We start from the raw sequence: 13,613 nt of genomic DNA, 5'->3' as shown, positions 1-13,613 counted from the left end.
CCCGAGTGGTATTCGCCCTGCTGAAGAACCAGAGCGAATACTTACCGAAAGGCATTTAGGGGGTAGCCCTGCACCATAGAATCTCCCACAGGGGGAATGTTACTGGACGATTTCCTCGCCCTTGATCGTCTGCTCCAGCGCCTGGATGCAGCGTTCTTCGGCGGTGTCGAGTTCCAGTTTCATCTGTTCGATGTCCAGCAATTGCTGTTCGAGCTGTTCCCGGCGCTCGGCGATTTTTGCCAGCATGCTGTGCAGCTGTTTCTGATTGCCGCTGGAGGGGTCGTAGAGTTCGATCAACTCGCGGCACTCGGCCAGGGAAAAGCCAATGCGCTTGCCGCGCAGGATCAGCTTCAGGCTGACCTTGTCCCGCGGCGAATAAATGCGCTCCTGGCCCCGTCGCTCCGGGCTCAACAGGCCTTGTTCTTCATAGAAACGGATGGCCCGTGTGGTGATATCCAATTCGCGGGCGAGGTCGGAGATGCTGTAGGTCTGGCTGCTCATGGAAGCGCTCGAAACGAAAGGGACTGGCGCTAAGCTAAAGGCAGGTTGACGTTCGCGTCAAGCAATGAGGTTCCACACACACAAAACCTGTGGGAGCGAGCGATGGCGTCGGACCAGTCGCCACGGATATTGGCCGGTCTACCGCTATCGCGAGCACGCTCGCTCCCACAGGTTTGATTTTTTAAACCTTATCGAGCTTCTTCTCATGGGCCGTCACTTGTTGGCACAGCTCGATCATCTGCTCGCGCATCCAACGGTTGGCCGGGTCCTGGTCGGTGCTTTCGTGCCAGTAGAGATGGGTCTCCACCGGGGGCACGTCGTTGACCGGGAGCAGGAAGGCGTGCAAATCATGACGTCGTGCAAAGCGCTCGGGAACGGTCATGACCATGTCGGTCTGCTGCAGCACCTGGGAGGCCATCAGGTAATGCTGGGAACGCAGGGCGATCTTGCGCTGGATACCCATCTTGCCGAGGGCCAGGTCGACGTAACCCAGCCCGTTGCGGCGGCTGGAAATGTGCACGTGGGTCTGGGCCAGGTAATCATCGAGGGTGATCTTTTCCTTGCCCGCCAGCGGATGGCCCTTGCGCATGGCGCACACGTAGCGATCTTCCATCAACTTGACGTGGCGCACCTGTGGGTCGGTATTGAGCGGCGCGTCCACGGCGAAGTCGAGCCGGCCGGCGGCCAGTTCCTTGGTGGTTTCACGACGCTTGGACAGGAAACTCTCGATCGCCACGGTCGGCGCCAGGCGGCGCAGGCGCTGGAACAGCAGCGGCAGGATCACGCCTTCGGTGAGGTCGGTCATGCTGATGCGGTAGGTCTTGACGGCCTGCAGCGGGTTGAAGATCCGGCTTTCCTGCACCGATACCCGCAGCAGCGACAAGGCATTGCGTACCGGGCCGATGATGTTCTGGGCCATGGGCGTCGGCACCATCCCTTGGGCGGTACGCACGAAGAGCGGGTCGTTGAAGGTCTCGCGCAGACGCGCCAGGGCATTGGACACGGCTGGCTGAGTGATGCCGACGATCTGCCCGGCACGGGTCAGGTTGGCTTCGGTGTAGATCGCATCGAAGACAATGAAAAGGTTGAGGTCGACCTTGCTCAGATTCATGGCGCTGCACTCTTGTTCTTGGGCTTGTTGTGAGGTGCCGGGTGGCGATGCGAATCAGTGAAACATATATCGGTGATGAATGTTAATACACGCTGAGAATAGGTTAGGTAAATTTTCGTAGCTGAACTAGCATCGATTTCATGACCTAAAACAACCTCTGCCAAGAAGGTGCTGCTCATGGATTTTGCCTATTCCCCCAAGGTTCAGGAACTGCGTGAACGCGTCACGGCGTTCATGGATGCCTATGTCTACCCGGCCGAAGCCGTGTTCGAACGACAAGTGGCCGAGGGCGACCGCTGGCAACCCACGGCCATCATGGAAGAGCTCAAGGCCAAGGCCAAGGCAGAAGGCCTGTGGAACCTGTTTCTGCCGGAGTCCGAGTTGGGCGCCGGCCTGACCAATCTGGAATATGCGCCGTTGGCAGAGATCATGGGGCGCTCGCTGCTGGGGCCGGAGCCGTTCAACTGCTCGGCACCGGACACCGGCAACATGGAAGTGCTGGTGCGCTACGCCAACGAAGAACAAAAGCAACGCTGGCTCGAGCCGCTGCTGCGCGGCGAGATTCGTTCGGCCTTTGCCATGACCGAGCCGGATGTGGCCTCTTCGGACGCCACCAACATGGCTGCCCGCGCCGAGCGTGATGGCGACCAGTGGGTGATCAACGGCAAGAAATGGTGGACCTCGGGCGCCTGCGACCCGCGCTGCAAGATCCTGATCTTCATGGGCCTGAGCAACCCCGATGCGCCGCGCCATGCCCAGCACTCGATGATCCTGGTCCCGGTGGACACCCCCGGGGTCAAGATCGTCCGGCCGTTGCCGGTGTTTGGCTACGATGATGCGCCTCACGGGCATGCCGAAGTGCTGTTCGATAACGTGCGGGTGCCGTACGAAAACGTCCTTCTGGGCGAAGGCCGCGGTTTTGAAATAGCCCAGGGTCGACTCGGCCCAGGTCGGATTCATCACTGCATGCGTTCCATCGGCATGGCCGAACGCGCCTTGGAATTGATGTGCAAACGTGCCGTCAGCCGCACCGCTTTCGGCCAGCCGTTGGCGCGCCTGGGCGGTAACATCGATAAGATCGCCGACTCGCGGATGGAGATCGACATGGCGCGCCTGCTGACGTTGAAGGCGGCGTACATGATGGACACGGTGGGCAATAAGGTGGCGAAAAGTGAAATCGCCCAGATCAAGGTCGTCGCGCCGAACGTGGCCTTGAAGGTTATCGATCGGGCGATCCAGATCCACGGTGGTGCCGGGGTTTCCAACGATTTCCCGCTGGCCTACATGTACGCCATGCAACGCACCCTGCGCCTGGCCGACGGCCCGGATGAAGTCCACCGCGCCGCCATCGGCAAGTTCGAGATCGGCAAGTACGTGCCCAAGGAGCTGTTGCGTAGCGGCCGCTGAAGGCCTGTTTCACCCTGGCAACGCCATCGCGCTCACCACAAATCCCCTGTGGGAGTGAGCCTGCCCGCGATGGCGTTGGCACATCCAACACTCATGCAAGCTGAACCGCCGCCATCGCGAGCAAGCTCGCTCCCACAGTGGGTTTGCGGTGCGACGTCTATCTCGGGCGAACCCACACTCCCTGTGGGAGCGAGCTTGCTCGCGATGGCGGCCTCCAGGACAGTGAGCCTTCTTACTCCTTGACGCTCATGTACTCCTCGGCCCAGCGGATGTAGTCCTCAGGCTGGGTGTAGGTGTGGGTCAGTTCGGTGGCGCTGAGGTCCGACGCCTGGGTGAAGATCTGCCGCTGTTCGCGAAGGCTGTCGTAGGTGGCCTTGATCGCGGCGAAGTAGGCGCCGTGGCCGTCGATGGTCACGCGGACGCCCAAGTCGGCCAGGCGCTTGTCGTCGCGCAGCAGTGGATTGCCGTAGGTGACAAGCATCAACGGCACCGTCAGGTTTTCACTGATTTTTTCCAGATGATCGAAGTCTTGCACGCCCACCATGCAAATCCCGTCGGCCCCGGCACGCTCATATTGCTGGGTCCGGCTGATGATTTCCTGGACCGGCAAGATCCCGGCGTTGGTCCGGGCGATGATCGCCATTTCCGGATCGACGCGTGCTTCCAGCGCTGCCCGAATCTTGCCGACGCCCTCGGCGACACCGATCAGGTCGGTGGATTTACGCCCGAACTGGGCCGGCAGCAAGGTGTCTTCGATGGTCAGCGCCGCGACGCCGGCCCGTTCCAGTTCAATGATGGTGCGCATCACGTTCAGGGCATTGCCGTAGCCATGATCGGCGTCGGCAATGACCGGCAGCTGGGCCACGCGACCGATACGGGTGGCCTGTTCGGCAAACTCGCTGAGGGTGATCAGGGCGAAGTCCGGCGCGCCCAATACTTGCAACGACGCGACCGAGCCTCCCAGGATGCCTACTTCAAAACCCAGGTCGGCGGCGATGCGCGCCGACATCGGGTCAAACACCGAGGCGGTGTGGTAGCAGGTCTGGGAAGCCAGCAGCTGACGAAAGTTGCGACGCAAATCTTGATGGGAAAGCCTGGACATATGAGTTCCACCAATGGAATGGAAAGGCTTGAACAAAAGTGTCAACGCCGAAAGATCCAAAGGCTATCACGTGGCAAGCGTAAAGATGATGACGAATGTGTATGGGCGATGCGTTCGCTGCATGGGAAAAGGCCGCAACCCGGTGAGTCTGCGGCCAGCGAAAGCGTCCTTGGTGTGTCGCTCAGTCTGAGGTTGGCACGCTCCACAGTTGCTTGATCTCGTGGATGTTTGCAACGTTGAAGCGAGTGGGGAACCCGGGGATGGTGCATTGGATTTCGTTGATCAACTGCGTTGCGGTGTCGATCACCTGAGTGCTGGCTCGCAACAAGGGCGTTTCCTCCCAGTCTTGCATCAGGTCATTCATGTTTTTCTCCTTCTTTTAAATACCGGACAACGAAATGACTATCCGGTGTTGAGCAATGACAATGTGTCGGTGAATAGCGCGATTTCTTGCGTCGCTACACCCGGGTGAAGCGGTCGGTAGTCCTTATCGAAACACCAGGCTTCATCAAGTTTGAGCCAATGTTGCGGATGAACGAGCAGACTCAATGAGGCCGACATTGACATTGGCGGGATCTGTCTATGGATTTCTTTGAGTGCGGGCATGTACAGCACTTCGCCGGGTGCAAGTTTTAGTCGTCGCTCTTTACCCAGGCGCGGTTTCTTATTCTTTTGCAGCGGTAGGTCGTCGAGTATCTCGCGGGTGATCGTGGTATAGCCGTCACCGCTGTAGCCGACGGCATAAATCTCGAAGTCGTGACTGTGGTTCAGGTGATAGATGAACGTTTCTTTTTCATCAGGCGTTCTTGCCGGTGCCCAGAAGTTCAAGCGAAGACTAAAAGAGTCATTGCGGTACAGGACAAACCCATAGGCGTTATAGAGGCTGCTGCGTGTATCAAAGCCGTCTCGTTGGATCGTGGTATACAGATGATCGCTCAACAAAGTGCGGTTTTTGGCCAACTGTTGCAAGTCTTCGATAATTCGGGATTTATCTCGCCGCAGGTCATGGGTTTTCAATCGCTCGACAAAGGCTTGCAGTTTCATGCCGCCTGCTCGAACGGTTGGAGCAAGTTGTCCAGGCGCGAATTACGGTGTTTTTTCAGCAGCGTAATGTAGCTCAAGGCGTCCTGGGGATTGGCCCGATAGAGCACCTGGAAGGCTTTCCACGCCACGGCCGGGTGATAGTGGTAGACCAGCTCCCCGGCGACGCGGCGGCGTTCGGGGTCTTGAACCGTTTCGAGCAGTTCCAGGCTCACCAGGTAGCGGGCGGCGCTGTCGTCATGGGGTAGCCAGGCGACCTTGCGTAACGAGGCACGATCGAATACTCCGATGTCTGCACTCCTGTCTGGCAGATTGATCCTTCCTACCAGCCCGGTGTTCGTTTGCGCTGGGCGGCAGTAGTCAAAGAGTGTCCGGCTGCCGTCGATCACCAGCGGGTTGTTTTTATCTATGTGTACGCTGTCGGCCTTTTCAAGCCGATGCCCCTTGAGGGTATATCGCTGTACGTCGAATGGTCGATCAACGGCGAACAGAATACTTCGGCCGGGTATTGAATACAGTTGCGAAGAGACATCGACGGATGTCAGTGGCTTGATGCTGATATTGCCAATGTTCGTGCAATGTAACGTGATGGTGGCGGTGTGCAGGTTAGTAATATTCATGATGGCTGCACGTCGAGAACGGGCATCGGTAAATGTTGGCTGGTTGTTCAGCTCGGCAATTAATTGATTGATTTGCGCGGTCATGTCCAAAGTTTTTATTTGTTCTGCAATCTCGTCAGGCGGCCGGTGTGTGGAAATCAGAGTCTTGATCATGAGCGGGTTCGTTACAGTAGGGCGATGGGCACAAGTATGGTTTTGGGAGGGGGTGGAGGCAATTATGGAATTGTCGGGAAGTATTGCCGATGAACAATACTTGAGTTGTTAAAGACTCGTTAACGCTGCGCTTTTGGTTGGACGATAAGATCGGCCGCCGGGGCGGCGGTGATCGGATATCGGTGTACGAGGCACGAGAGAGGCTATGCCGCCACTGCCTGCTGCCCCTGCCTGAGCAACGCCACGGCGCGTACCGTATCACCCGGTTGCACTTGCAGGCGTTTGGCGGTGAGGCGATCGACGAGCAGGCTGTTGCCATGCAGGCGTGCGCGGGCGCTGGTTACGCGGCAGTTTTCCAGGCGCCGGTTGTGAATCAGCCAGACCGGTGCCTGTTCGTCCGGAGTGCCAATGGCCAGGGTCAGCGTCTGGCTGTCGCGTACGCTGCGGATTTTCGACACCGTTGCTTCGATCACCGGGCCACCGTCGAAAATGTCGATGTAGCCCCTATGGCTGAAACCTTCGGCACTGAGGATCTTCAGGGCCGGTTCGGTGTTCGGGTGAGCCTTGCCGATTACCGCCTGGGCCTGTTCGGTGAGCAGGCAGGTGTACAGCGGCTGGCGCGGCATCAGCTCGGCGATGAACGACTTGTTGCCCATCCCGGACAACTGGTCGGCGTAACTGAAATCCTTCTGGAAAAAATGCCGTCCCAGGCTGTCCCAGAACGGCGAACAGCCTTGTTCGTCGGCATGGCCCCGCAGCTCGGCAATGAGTTTTTCGCCGAACAGCTGGGAAAACTCGGCCACGAACAGCAGACGCGCCAGGGACAGCAGGCGTCCGTTGTGCCCGTGGCGTTGCTCGGGGTGCAGGAACAATGAGCAGACTTCCGATTGCCCGGACATCTCGTTATTGAGAAACAGCGTCGGGATCTGCCGCTGGATTCCCAACTCCGGCGCCGAACTGACCGTGACCCCGACCCGATAGTTGTACCAGGGCTCACGCAGCCCCACCGCCCCGGTCAGGGCGCTGATGCCCACCACCTGCCGGTCATCGTCTTCGAGCACGAACAGGTAGTCGGCGTCGGCACGTTCGACTTGGCCGGCGAAGGTCCGCTGGGCCCAGCGAACGCGGTGGGCCAGACGCTCTTCGTTGGCCGGCAGGCTGGTAAACCCCGGGCCCGCGCAACGGGCCAGGTCCAGCAAGGCAGGCAGATCGGTGATGGCCACCGGACGGACAATCATGATGCAGCTCCTTCATCGTGTCGGTCCAAACGTCGGTGCAGGCCATGGGATCGAGTGAGGTTCATAGGGCAATCACCCGGATCCGCGCGCCATCCTGGATGTCCAGGGCCGTCAGCATGGCGGGCGACAGGGCCACCGGGCCGTCGGCGCCGACGTCCAGATCGGCGACGATGGCCCGGTAGTTGCCAAGGTGCTCGTTGCTCACCAGGTACAGGCCCCGTGCGTCAATTTGCGGGCTTTGCCTGGCCGTAGCGGTGCGACTTTGTGCGATGGAACGGATATTGGCGATACGGGCATGCAAGGTTGGCCCGCCGTCGAAGATATCGACGTAGCTGTTGGTCTCGAAACCTTCGCGCTCGAGGATGTCGAAGGCTTCCTGGCCGTCGGGATGCACCCGGCCGATGCAGGCCTGGGCTGCGGGCGGCAGCATGGGCACGTAGATCGGGTACTGCGGCATCAGCTCGGCGAGAAAGGTCCGGCTTTGCAAGCCACACAGCCGTTCGGCTTCGACGTAGGGCAGGTCGAAGAAGTGCTGGCCGATGGCGTCCCAGAAGGGCGACTGGCCGTCCTCGCTGCTGAAACCGACGATTTCGGTGATGACCGATTCGGCAAAACGCTGGGGGTGGGCGGCGATGAACATCAGCCGGGCCCGGGACAGCAGTTCTGATTCCGGCGTGCGCACCCGTTCGGCGTCGATGTGGAAGCCACGCAGCAGTGTTTGCCCGTTGAGGTCCTGGCACAGTGACAACGCGGGTACGCCGTGCTGGATGTTCAACTCCCGGGATTCGCTGGAAAACGGCCGGTTGCGCAGGCTGTAGAACGGCTCGTTGCAGCCGGTGCTGGAGAGGATTTCCGAACAACCGACCAGGCGCCCGGATTCCAGGTCCTGCAAGACGAAAAAGTAATTCTCTGCCCCTGGCCCTTGCACATCGGCTGCGAACGAGGCGCACGAGTCGAGGATTTTTTCCTCCAACCGCCGGGTATCGTCCGGCAGCGACGTGACGCCCACCAGGCTGTCACGGGCCAGTCGTTGCAGTTGCGGCAGATCGGCTAATTGAACTGGACGTAATGCCAGCATGGATTGCACTCCTGTTCCCAGAGAGCCCGGTGACTGGCACCGGGCTTGACGATCACTGTCGATGTCCACGCGTTACAACCTGGCTGGTCGAACCCTGCGACCGCCGCTTCTCATTGACCCGCCGGATCGGCCAGGGCGGTACGACCGCCGAATTTGTTGAGCAGGCACAGATAGACCACTCCCGCGGCGATCCAGATCAGGCCGAGTTTCTGCGCTGCCACACCCATGTTGTACATGATGGCCGCGACGATCACGAAGCCGACCAGCGGGCAGATCAAGTGACGAATCAATTGGCCGGACCGCTGGCGGCGCCAGTAATGGTTGATGACCGTGATGTGCAGCAACATGAAGCCGCTCAGGGCGCCGAAGTTGACCAGGGAGGTCAGGGTGTCCACGGCGTTGATGAACAGGTAGCAGATCAGCAGCGACAGCACCGCCACCAGGTAGATGCTCATGTAGGGGGTGTTGTGTTTCGGATGGACCTTGGCCAGCACCTTGGGCAACTGGCCGTCCCGGGCCATGCCGAACAACAGGCGCGACACCGCTGCCTGGGAGGTGATCGCTACTGCTACGCCCCAAGCCAGGGCGGTGGCCACCGCGGTCAAGGTGGCCAGCCAACTGCCGGCCGCCAATTCGGCGATTTCATAGAAGGCGGTATCGGCGGACTTGAAGCCCATGCCGGCTGCCAGATCGGTGGCGATCCAGGTCTGCACCACGAAAATCGCCCCCATCACCAGCAAGGTCACCAAGGCAGCCTTGCCGACGCTGCGGCCCGGGTCGCCCTTGATTTCTTCGGCCAGGGTGGAAATGGCGTCGAAGCCCAGGAACGACAGGACCGCGATGGACACGGCTTGCATCAGCAGGGCGAAGTTGAAGTGTTCCGGGCTGTACAGTGGCGCCAGGGTCAGTTGGCCGTGACCGGCCCCGCCGTGCAGGGCATTCCAGGCGTAGAACAGGAAAATCCCCAGCACCACCAGCTGTGCCAGCAGGAAAATGATGTTCATCCGTGCGGTGAACGTGATGCCCCGCAGGTTGACGAAGGTCGCGCTCACCAGGAATGCCAGGATGAAACCGACCTTGGGAATGTCCGGGTACAAATGGTTCAGCGCCATGGCGGCGTAGACATAGAGCAGCGGCGGGATCAGCAGGTAGTCCAACAGCATCAGCCAGCCAGCGATGAACCCGACGTGTGGGTTAAGGCCTCGTTGCGCGTAGGAATAGACCGAGCCTGCCACCGGAAAGGCCCGAGCCATACTGCCGTAGCTCAAGGCGGTAAACAGCATTGCCACCATGCCGATGATGTAGGCCAGCGGCACCATCCCTGGGGCTTCGGCGTTGACGTAGCCATACACGCCGAACGGTGCGATGGGGATCATGAAAATCATCCCGTATACCACCAGGTCTGTCAGCGACAGGCCGCGTTTCAATTCCTGTTTGTAGCCAAATGCCTCGATGCTCATGAGCCGTTTTCCTTTTCAGCTGTGTGGGTTGCACTTGCTTGCTGTCTGTCGCTGGTCACTTGCCGCTGCCGCTACAGCAGGGGCGCCAGGTAGGCGCTCCAGGTCCGTACCCCCTCGGGGCTGCGCAACTGGTCGTTACGCACTTCGATCAGCACCGAATCCAGGCCGCGACCATCGCCGTGCACCGGGACCGTCATGTCGGTCAGGGGGTTGATCTTGTAGGGTTGGTTGCCCGCTGCCCGCAGCGAATGCCGGCTCAGTCCGTCGACGATGCGCTGGGCGTATTCCTTGGCTTCGCCGAACAGCACGCCGGCTTCCAGGGCGCGTGGCTGGCCATAGAACACCGGGGTGAAACTGTGGATGCCCACCACGCGTACCGGCCGGTTGGCGGCCAGGCGCCGGTCGATCAGCGCCCGCAAGCGATCATGAAAGGGATGGAACAGGCACTGCTGGCGATATTCGCGCGTGGCCTCGTCCAGGTCGTGGTTGCCCGGAACCTGGTAGATCTCGCTCTGGGGCGGAATGCTGTCCGGCACGTGCAGCGGGCGGTTGAGGTCGATCAACAGCCGTGAGTAGTTGGCCGACAGCAAGGTCGCACCGAGGGTTTCGGACAGGCGTTCGGCCAGCAGCAGCGCGCCGATGTCCCAGGCGATGTGCTCCTGGGACGCGGTTTCATCCAGGCCCAGGTCATTCAGCGCCACGGGAATGAAACGGCTGGCGTGTTCGCACACCAGCAGCACCGGGTGGTCGGATTCCTCCCGGGTCAGTCGATAGGCTGGCCTGGTGTAGAGGCCCGATTCAGCACACTCAATAGATTCGTGCATAGTGCTCGCAACGCTCGGCAGGTGAGAGCGCCTGGGTCAAGGCCTGCTCCTGGGCCTTCAAGGCGAAATAGGTTTCGACCAGCGGGCCGGGCAGGGTCTCGAGCAGCGCCCCGCTGTGGCGCAGGCAGTCCAGTGCCTGGGCCAGGGTTGTCGGCAGGGCGATAATGCCACGGGCGCGACGTTGTGTTTCGTCCAGCTCATCGGGTATTTCATCGGTGACAGCCTGCAGTTCTCGCCGTTGCTGGATGCCCAGTCGCCCGGCAATCAACAGCGCGGCCATCGCCAGGTGCGGTGAGGCGGTGGCGTCCATGGCGCGAAACTCCAGGTTGTACTGGTTCGCCAGCGGCTTGCCACCCAGGCTCACCGTCGGGCAGATGCGCAGCGCCGCTTCGCGGTTGCGCTGTCCCAGGCACGCATAGGATGCGCTCCAATGATGAGGTTGCAGGCGCTCGTAGGACAACGGCGTCGGTGCGGTCAGCGCGCACAGCGCCGGCAGATAATGCAGCACACCCGCGGCCCAATGCTGGCCGAGGCTGGACAAGCCATTGCTGCTGGCGGCGTCATGCAGCACCGGGTCTGCGCTCAGGTCTTGCAGGCTCAGGTGCAGATGCACGCCGTTGCACACGGCATTTTCCGAGGTCTTGGGGGCAAAACTCACGTCCAGGCCCATCTGCCGGGCGATCTCGCGGGTGATTTCCCGTACGTTCACCGCCCGATCGGCAGCGGCCACGCCCAGGGTCGGGCGGCAGGTGATCTCGTATTGCTGCTTGCCGTATTCCGGCAGGAACATTTCCGGTTCGACGCCGCCGGCCCGCAGGGCACTGAGCAGCCACCCGGCGAACCCGGCCTGCTGGCGCTGGGCCTGGAGGCTGAAGGCCAGGCGATCAGGCTGCGCAGGCGTGGCAGCCAGGTTGAATTCATGCTCGAACGCGGCGAAAACCTGCAGGCCCAGTTCGCTGCGATAACGCTCCACTTCGTCCTGCAGCAGCGTGCGCGGGCAGGCGCTCCAGGGCCGGCCATCGGTCTCCCGGATATCGCAATGGATGAAGTCCAGGGCAGGCGCCTGGGCGTCGGGGCCATTGTTGACGGTCACCCGGCTGGACAGGTCCGGTACCAGTCGCAGGTCGCCATAGGCGCCCCAAGGGTTGGTCGAGGCGATGACATCCTGGGGCGTCAACGCGCTGTTGGCCGGCACCCAGCCGCAACCGGCCGTGATGTAGTGGGGCAACTCATCGCTGGGAAACGAGCGCCCGCGGGTCACGCCGATCAGGTCGGTGGTCACCAGGGTCGTGACCGGCAGCGGTGCTAGGAGGGCAGCGTCATCAAGACGGCTCATGGCTGCATCTCCTGCAAACGAGCGAGTACGGTGTCGGTGTCGGTGATCCAGCAATAGCCCTTGATCGCGTTCAGGCACGCCAGGTGCCGTTGTTCGGTGTGGGTCGCACAGGCGTCTTCCACCAGCGTGACCAGGTAGCCGCGGTCGGCGGCGTCACGCACGGCCATGTCGACGCACTGGTCGGTGACGATCCCGGCGACGATCAGGTGCCGGGTCTGCAGGTTGCGCAGCACGTAATCGATGTTGGTGGAGTTGAACACCCCGGAGGAGGTCTTGGGCAGCACGATTTCGTTTTCCTGCGGCGTCAGCTCGGCAATGATCTGCGCCTCGGGGCTGCCCTTGGGCAGGTGCATGTCCGACAGCTTGTGATCCAGGGAGCGGTCGCGGCCATCGGCGGTGAGGCTTTCGATGTGGGTGTGCAACACGTTGTGCTGCGCCGTGCGCATCGCCTCGAGCAAGCGCTGCTGGTTGGGAATGACCTGCTGGCGGGCCCGCTGGAGGAAATACTCGGCCTCGGGGCTGTGCAGGTGGGCATCGAATTGTGGTTCCAGCCAGGCGCGTTGCATGTCTACCAACAGCAGGGCCGTGTGCTGGCGGGTGAACGGCAAATCCCGGGGCGAGTGGTGGGGGAGCGAGAACATCCTTATTTTTCCTCCAGCAGGTGCGTGTTGAATTCCGTGCGCAGGGCATCGATGCCTTCCAGGCGTTCGGCCAGCTCGGGGCATTGCAGGGTCAGGCAGGCGATCAGGGCCTCGACCTGGGCCAGCGCCGGCACCAGGCTGTCGAAGGCCGACGCCGATTCCACCGGGGCGCTGATGATCAGGTCGGCCAGCTCGCGCAACGGCGAAGCATAGACGTCGCTGAACAGGACGACCCGGGCGTGCCGCGCCTTGGCCGCGCTGGCCACGCGCAGGGCCTGGGCCTGGTAGCGGCGGTAATCGAAAATCAGCACCACGTCCTGGCGCTGCACGTCGAACAGGCGGTCAGGCAGTTGGGCATTGTCTTCCAGGGCAAAGCAGCCGGCGCGCAGCAATCGCAAATGGTTGAGCAGGTAATGGGCCAGGAAGCTGCTGAAGCGCCCGCCGAAGCAATGCACCTGGTGGCGGCTGTCGAGCAACCACTGCACGAGAATGCGCACGTCTTCGGGTTGGGTCAGGGCCTGGGTGTCGACGAGGTTGCGTTGGCTGGCGGCCAGGTACTGGCTCCAGGTATCGCCTTGCTGCAGTTTGGCCCGCGGTTGCAGCAGCGTGCGAGGGGAGCGCAGGCGATGGTCCATGTCACTGAGCAGCGCATCCTGGAATTCGGCATAACCGCCAAACCCGAGTTTTTTCACCAGCCGTACGATGGTCGGGTCGCTGACGCCGGCATGGTCTGCCAGGCGTGACATCGGACCGAGGCCGTTGCGTGGGTAGTGATCGAGCAGGGCACGTACGACCTTGCGTTCCGACGGCGTCAACACCAGGCCGGGATCGGTGATCAGGTCTCTGAGGGGCGGCATCCGTGCTCCTTGCCTGGATGAATGTTGAATTTATTTCATAATTACTGAAAACAGTATTTATGTAGCTGGTGCTACATGTCCAGTGGTTTTTACGTTCCGTTTAAAATGCTCCAAAGTTGTGCGAAAACCCTGTAGGAGTTGGTTGCGGCCAAGTGGAATGAGTATGTCAGCCGTTGCATCTTGGACATGTAGGACATAACGCCTTTTTGTCTCACTTATTTGATTTCGTATAAGGTGCTGTACA

At 60.9% G+C, this 13,613-nt stretch carries 14 protein-coding genes; 1 reads left to right on the top strand and 13 read right to left on the bottom strand.

Annotation, left to right across the window (positions count from 1 at the left end):
- Window positions 1–99: 99 nt before the first annotated feature.
- Window positions 100–501, bottom strand: a complete 402-nt coding sequence (locus tag BLP82_RS25975) for a MerR family transcriptional regulator (RefSeq protein ID WP_057447765.1) — start codon at window positions 499–501, stop codon at window positions 100–102.
- Window positions 502–682: 181 nt separating this feature from the next.
- Window positions 683–1,612, bottom strand: coding sequence for a LysR family transcriptional regulator (locus tag BLP82_RS25970; protein ID WP_060738293.1), 930 nt, complete (start codon window positions 1,610–1,612; stop codon window positions 683–685).
- Window positions 1,613–1,789: 177 nt separating this feature from the next.
- Between BLP82_RS25970 and BLP82_RS25965 the strand changes: the two genes are divergently transcribed.
- A complete protein-coding gene (locus BLP82_RS25965; protein ID WP_092175058.1) occupies window positions 1,790–3,019 on the top strand; it encodes an acyl-CoA dehydrogenase in 1,230 nt (409 codons plus the stop codon).
- A gap of 232 nt (window positions 3,020–3,251) precedes the next feature.
- Here the strand turns inward: BLP82_RS25965 and BLP82_RS25960 are convergent, their stop codons facing one another.
- From BLP82_RS25960 to BLP82_RS25910, 11 genes are all read right to left on the bottom strand, one after another.
- Window positions 3,252–4,121, bottom strand: coding sequence for an isocitrate lyase/PEP mutase family protein (locus BLP82_RS25960; protein WP_092175054.1), 870 nt, complete (start codon window positions 4,119–4,121; stop codon window positions 3,252–3,254).
- Between the two features lie 181 nt (window positions 4,122–4,302).
- Window positions 4,303–4,485: a hypothetical protein gene (locus BLP82_RS25955; protein ID WP_092175051.1), complete on the bottom strand. Its 183-nt coding sequence runs from the start codon at window positions 4,483–4,485 to the stop codon at window positions 4,303–4,305.
- A gap of 38 nt (window positions 4,486–4,523) precedes the next feature.
- Window positions 4,524–5,165 (bottom strand): cupin domain-containing protein, encoded by a 642-nt coding sequence (locus tag BLP82_RS25950; RefSeq protein ID WP_092175047.1) that lies wholly within the window; start codon window positions 5,163–5,165, stop codon window positions 4,524–4,526.
- Window positions 5,162–5,935 carry a hypothetical protein gene (locus tag BLP82_RS25945; protein ID WP_256574007.1) on the bottom strand — a complete coding sequence of 258 codons (774 nt, stop codon included), beginning with the start codon at window positions 5,933–5,935 and terminating at the stop codon, window positions 5,162–5,164. The genes BLP82_RS25950 and BLP82_RS25945 overlap by 4 nt, the downstream gene beginning before the upstream one ends.
- 203 nt (window positions 5,936–6,138) lie before the next feature.
- Window positions 6,139–7,173 carry an arginine N-succinyltransferase gene (gene astA / locus BLP82_RS25940; protein ID WP_092175043.1) on the bottom strand — a complete coding sequence of 345 codons (1,035 nt, stop codon included), beginning with the start codon at window positions 7,171–7,173 and terminating at the stop codon, window positions 6,139–6,141.
- Window positions 7,174–7,234: 61 nt separating this feature from the next.
- Window positions 7,235–8,251, bottom strand: coding sequence for an arginine N-succinyltransferase (locus tag BLP82_RS25935; RefSeq protein ID WP_092175040.1), 1,017 nt, complete (start codon window positions 8,249–8,251; stop codon window positions 7,235–7,237).
- Window positions 8,252–8,361: 110 nt separating this feature from the next.
- Window positions 8,362–9,711, bottom strand: a complete 1,350-nt coding sequence (locus BLP82_RS25930) for an APC family permease (RefSeq protein WP_092175036.1) — start codon at window positions 9,709–9,711, stop codon at window positions 8,362–8,364.
- A 71-nt stretch (window positions 9,712–9,782) separates the two neighbouring features.
- Window positions 9,783–10,535, bottom strand: coding sequence for an N-formylglutamate amidohydrolase (locus tag BLP82_RS25925; RefSeq protein ID WP_092175033.1), 753 nt, complete (start codon window positions 10,533–10,535; stop codon window positions 9,783–9,785).
- Window positions 10,519–11,871: a type I glutamate--ammonia ligase gene (locus tag BLP82_RS25920; protein ID WP_092175030.1), complete on the bottom strand. Its 1,353-nt coding sequence runs from the start codon at window positions 11,869–11,871 to the stop codon at window positions 10,519–10,521. Before BLP82_RS25920 ends, BLP82_RS25925 begins: the two co-directional genes overlap by 17 nt.
- Window positions 11,868–12,512, bottom strand: a complete 645-nt coding sequence (locus BLP82_RS25915; RefSeq protein WP_092175026.1) for a cysteine hydrolase family protein — start codon at window positions 12,510–12,512, stop codon at window positions 11,868–11,870. The genes BLP82_RS25920 and BLP82_RS25915 overlap by 4 nt, the downstream gene beginning before the upstream one ends.
- A gap of 2 nt (window positions 12,513–12,514) precedes the next feature.
- Complete coding sequence (locus tag BLP82_RS25910) at window positions 12,515–13,369, bottom strand: MurR/RpiR family transcriptional regulator (RefSeq protein WP_060738282.1); 855 nt, start codon at window positions 13,367–13,369, stop codon at window positions 12,515–12,517.
- Window positions 13,370–13,613 lie beyond the last annotated feature (244 nt).

Origin of the sequence: Pseudomonas sp. NFACC37-1 (assembly GCF_900101575.1) — a bacterium.
Lineage (GTDB): Bacteria > Pseudomonadota > Gammaproteobacteria > Pseudomonadales > Pseudomonadaceae > Aquipseudomonas > Aquipseudomonas fluorescens_AA.
The sequence above is the reverse complement of the archived record's forward strand: the minus strand, read 5'-3'. Positions and strand labels throughout refer to the sequence as shown.

What these genes read in the sequence shown, in the direction of transcription:
- BLP82_RS25975 (WP_057447765.1), bottom strand. Translation starts at nt 501, where the DNA reads ATGAGCAGCCAGACCTACAGCATCTCCGACCTCGCCCGCGAATTGGAT.
- BLP82_RS25970 (WP_060738293.1), bottom strand. Translation starts at nt 1,612, where the DNA reads ATGAATCTGAGCAAGGTCGACCTCAACCTTTTCATTGTCTTCGATGCG.
- BLP82_RS25965 (WP_092175058.1), top strand. Translation starts at nt 1,790, where the DNA reads ATGGATTTTGCCTATTCCCCCAAGGTTCAGGAACTGCGTGAACGCGTC.
- BLP82_RS25960 (WP_092175054.1), bottom strand. Translation starts at nt 4,121, where the DNA reads ATGTCCAGGCTTTCCCATCAAGATTTGCGTCGCAACTTTCGTCAGCTG.
- BLP82_RS25955 (WP_092175051.1), bottom strand. Translation starts at nt 4,485, where the DNA reads ATGAATGACCTGATGCAAGACTGGGAGGAAACGCCCTTGTTGCGAGCC.
- BLP82_RS25950 (WP_092175047.1), bottom strand. Translation starts at nt 5,165, where the DNA reads ATGAAACTGCAAGCCTTTGTCGAGCGATTGAAAACCCATGACCTGCGG.
- BLP82_RS25945 (WP_256574007.1), bottom strand. Translation starts at nt 5,935, where the DNA reads ATGATCAAGACTCTGATTTCCACACACCGGCCGCCTGACGAGATTGCA.
- astA (WP_092175043.1), bottom strand. Translation starts at nt 7,173, where the DNA reads ATGATTGTCCGTCCGGTGGCCATCACCGATCTGCCTGCCTTGCTGGAC.
- BLP82_RS25935 (WP_092175040.1), bottom strand. Translation starts at nt 8,251, where the DNA reads ATGCTGGCATTACGTCCAGTTCAATTAGCCGATCTGCCGCAACTGCAA.
- BLP82_RS25930 (WP_092175036.1), bottom strand. Translation starts at nt 9,711, where the DNA reads ATGAGCATCGAGGCATTTGGCTACAAACAGGAATTGAAACGCGGCCTG.
- BLP82_RS25925 (WP_092175033.1), bottom strand. Translation starts at nt 10,535, where the DNA reads ATGCACGAATCTATTGAGTGTGCTGAATCGGGCCTCTACACCAGGCCA.
- BLP82_RS25920 (WP_092175030.1), bottom strand. Translation starts at nt 11,871, where the DNA reads ATGAGCCGTCTTGATGACGCTGCCCTCCTAGCACCGCTGCCGGTCACG.
- BLP82_RS25915 (WP_092175026.1), bottom strand. Translation starts at nt 12,512, where the DNA reads ATGTTCTCGCTCCCCCACCACTCGCCCCGGGATTTGCCGTTCACCCGC.
- BLP82_RS25910 (WP_060738282.1), bottom strand. Translation starts at nt 13,369, where the DNA reads ATGCCGCCCCTCAGAGACCTGATCACCGATCCCGGCCTGGTGTTGACG.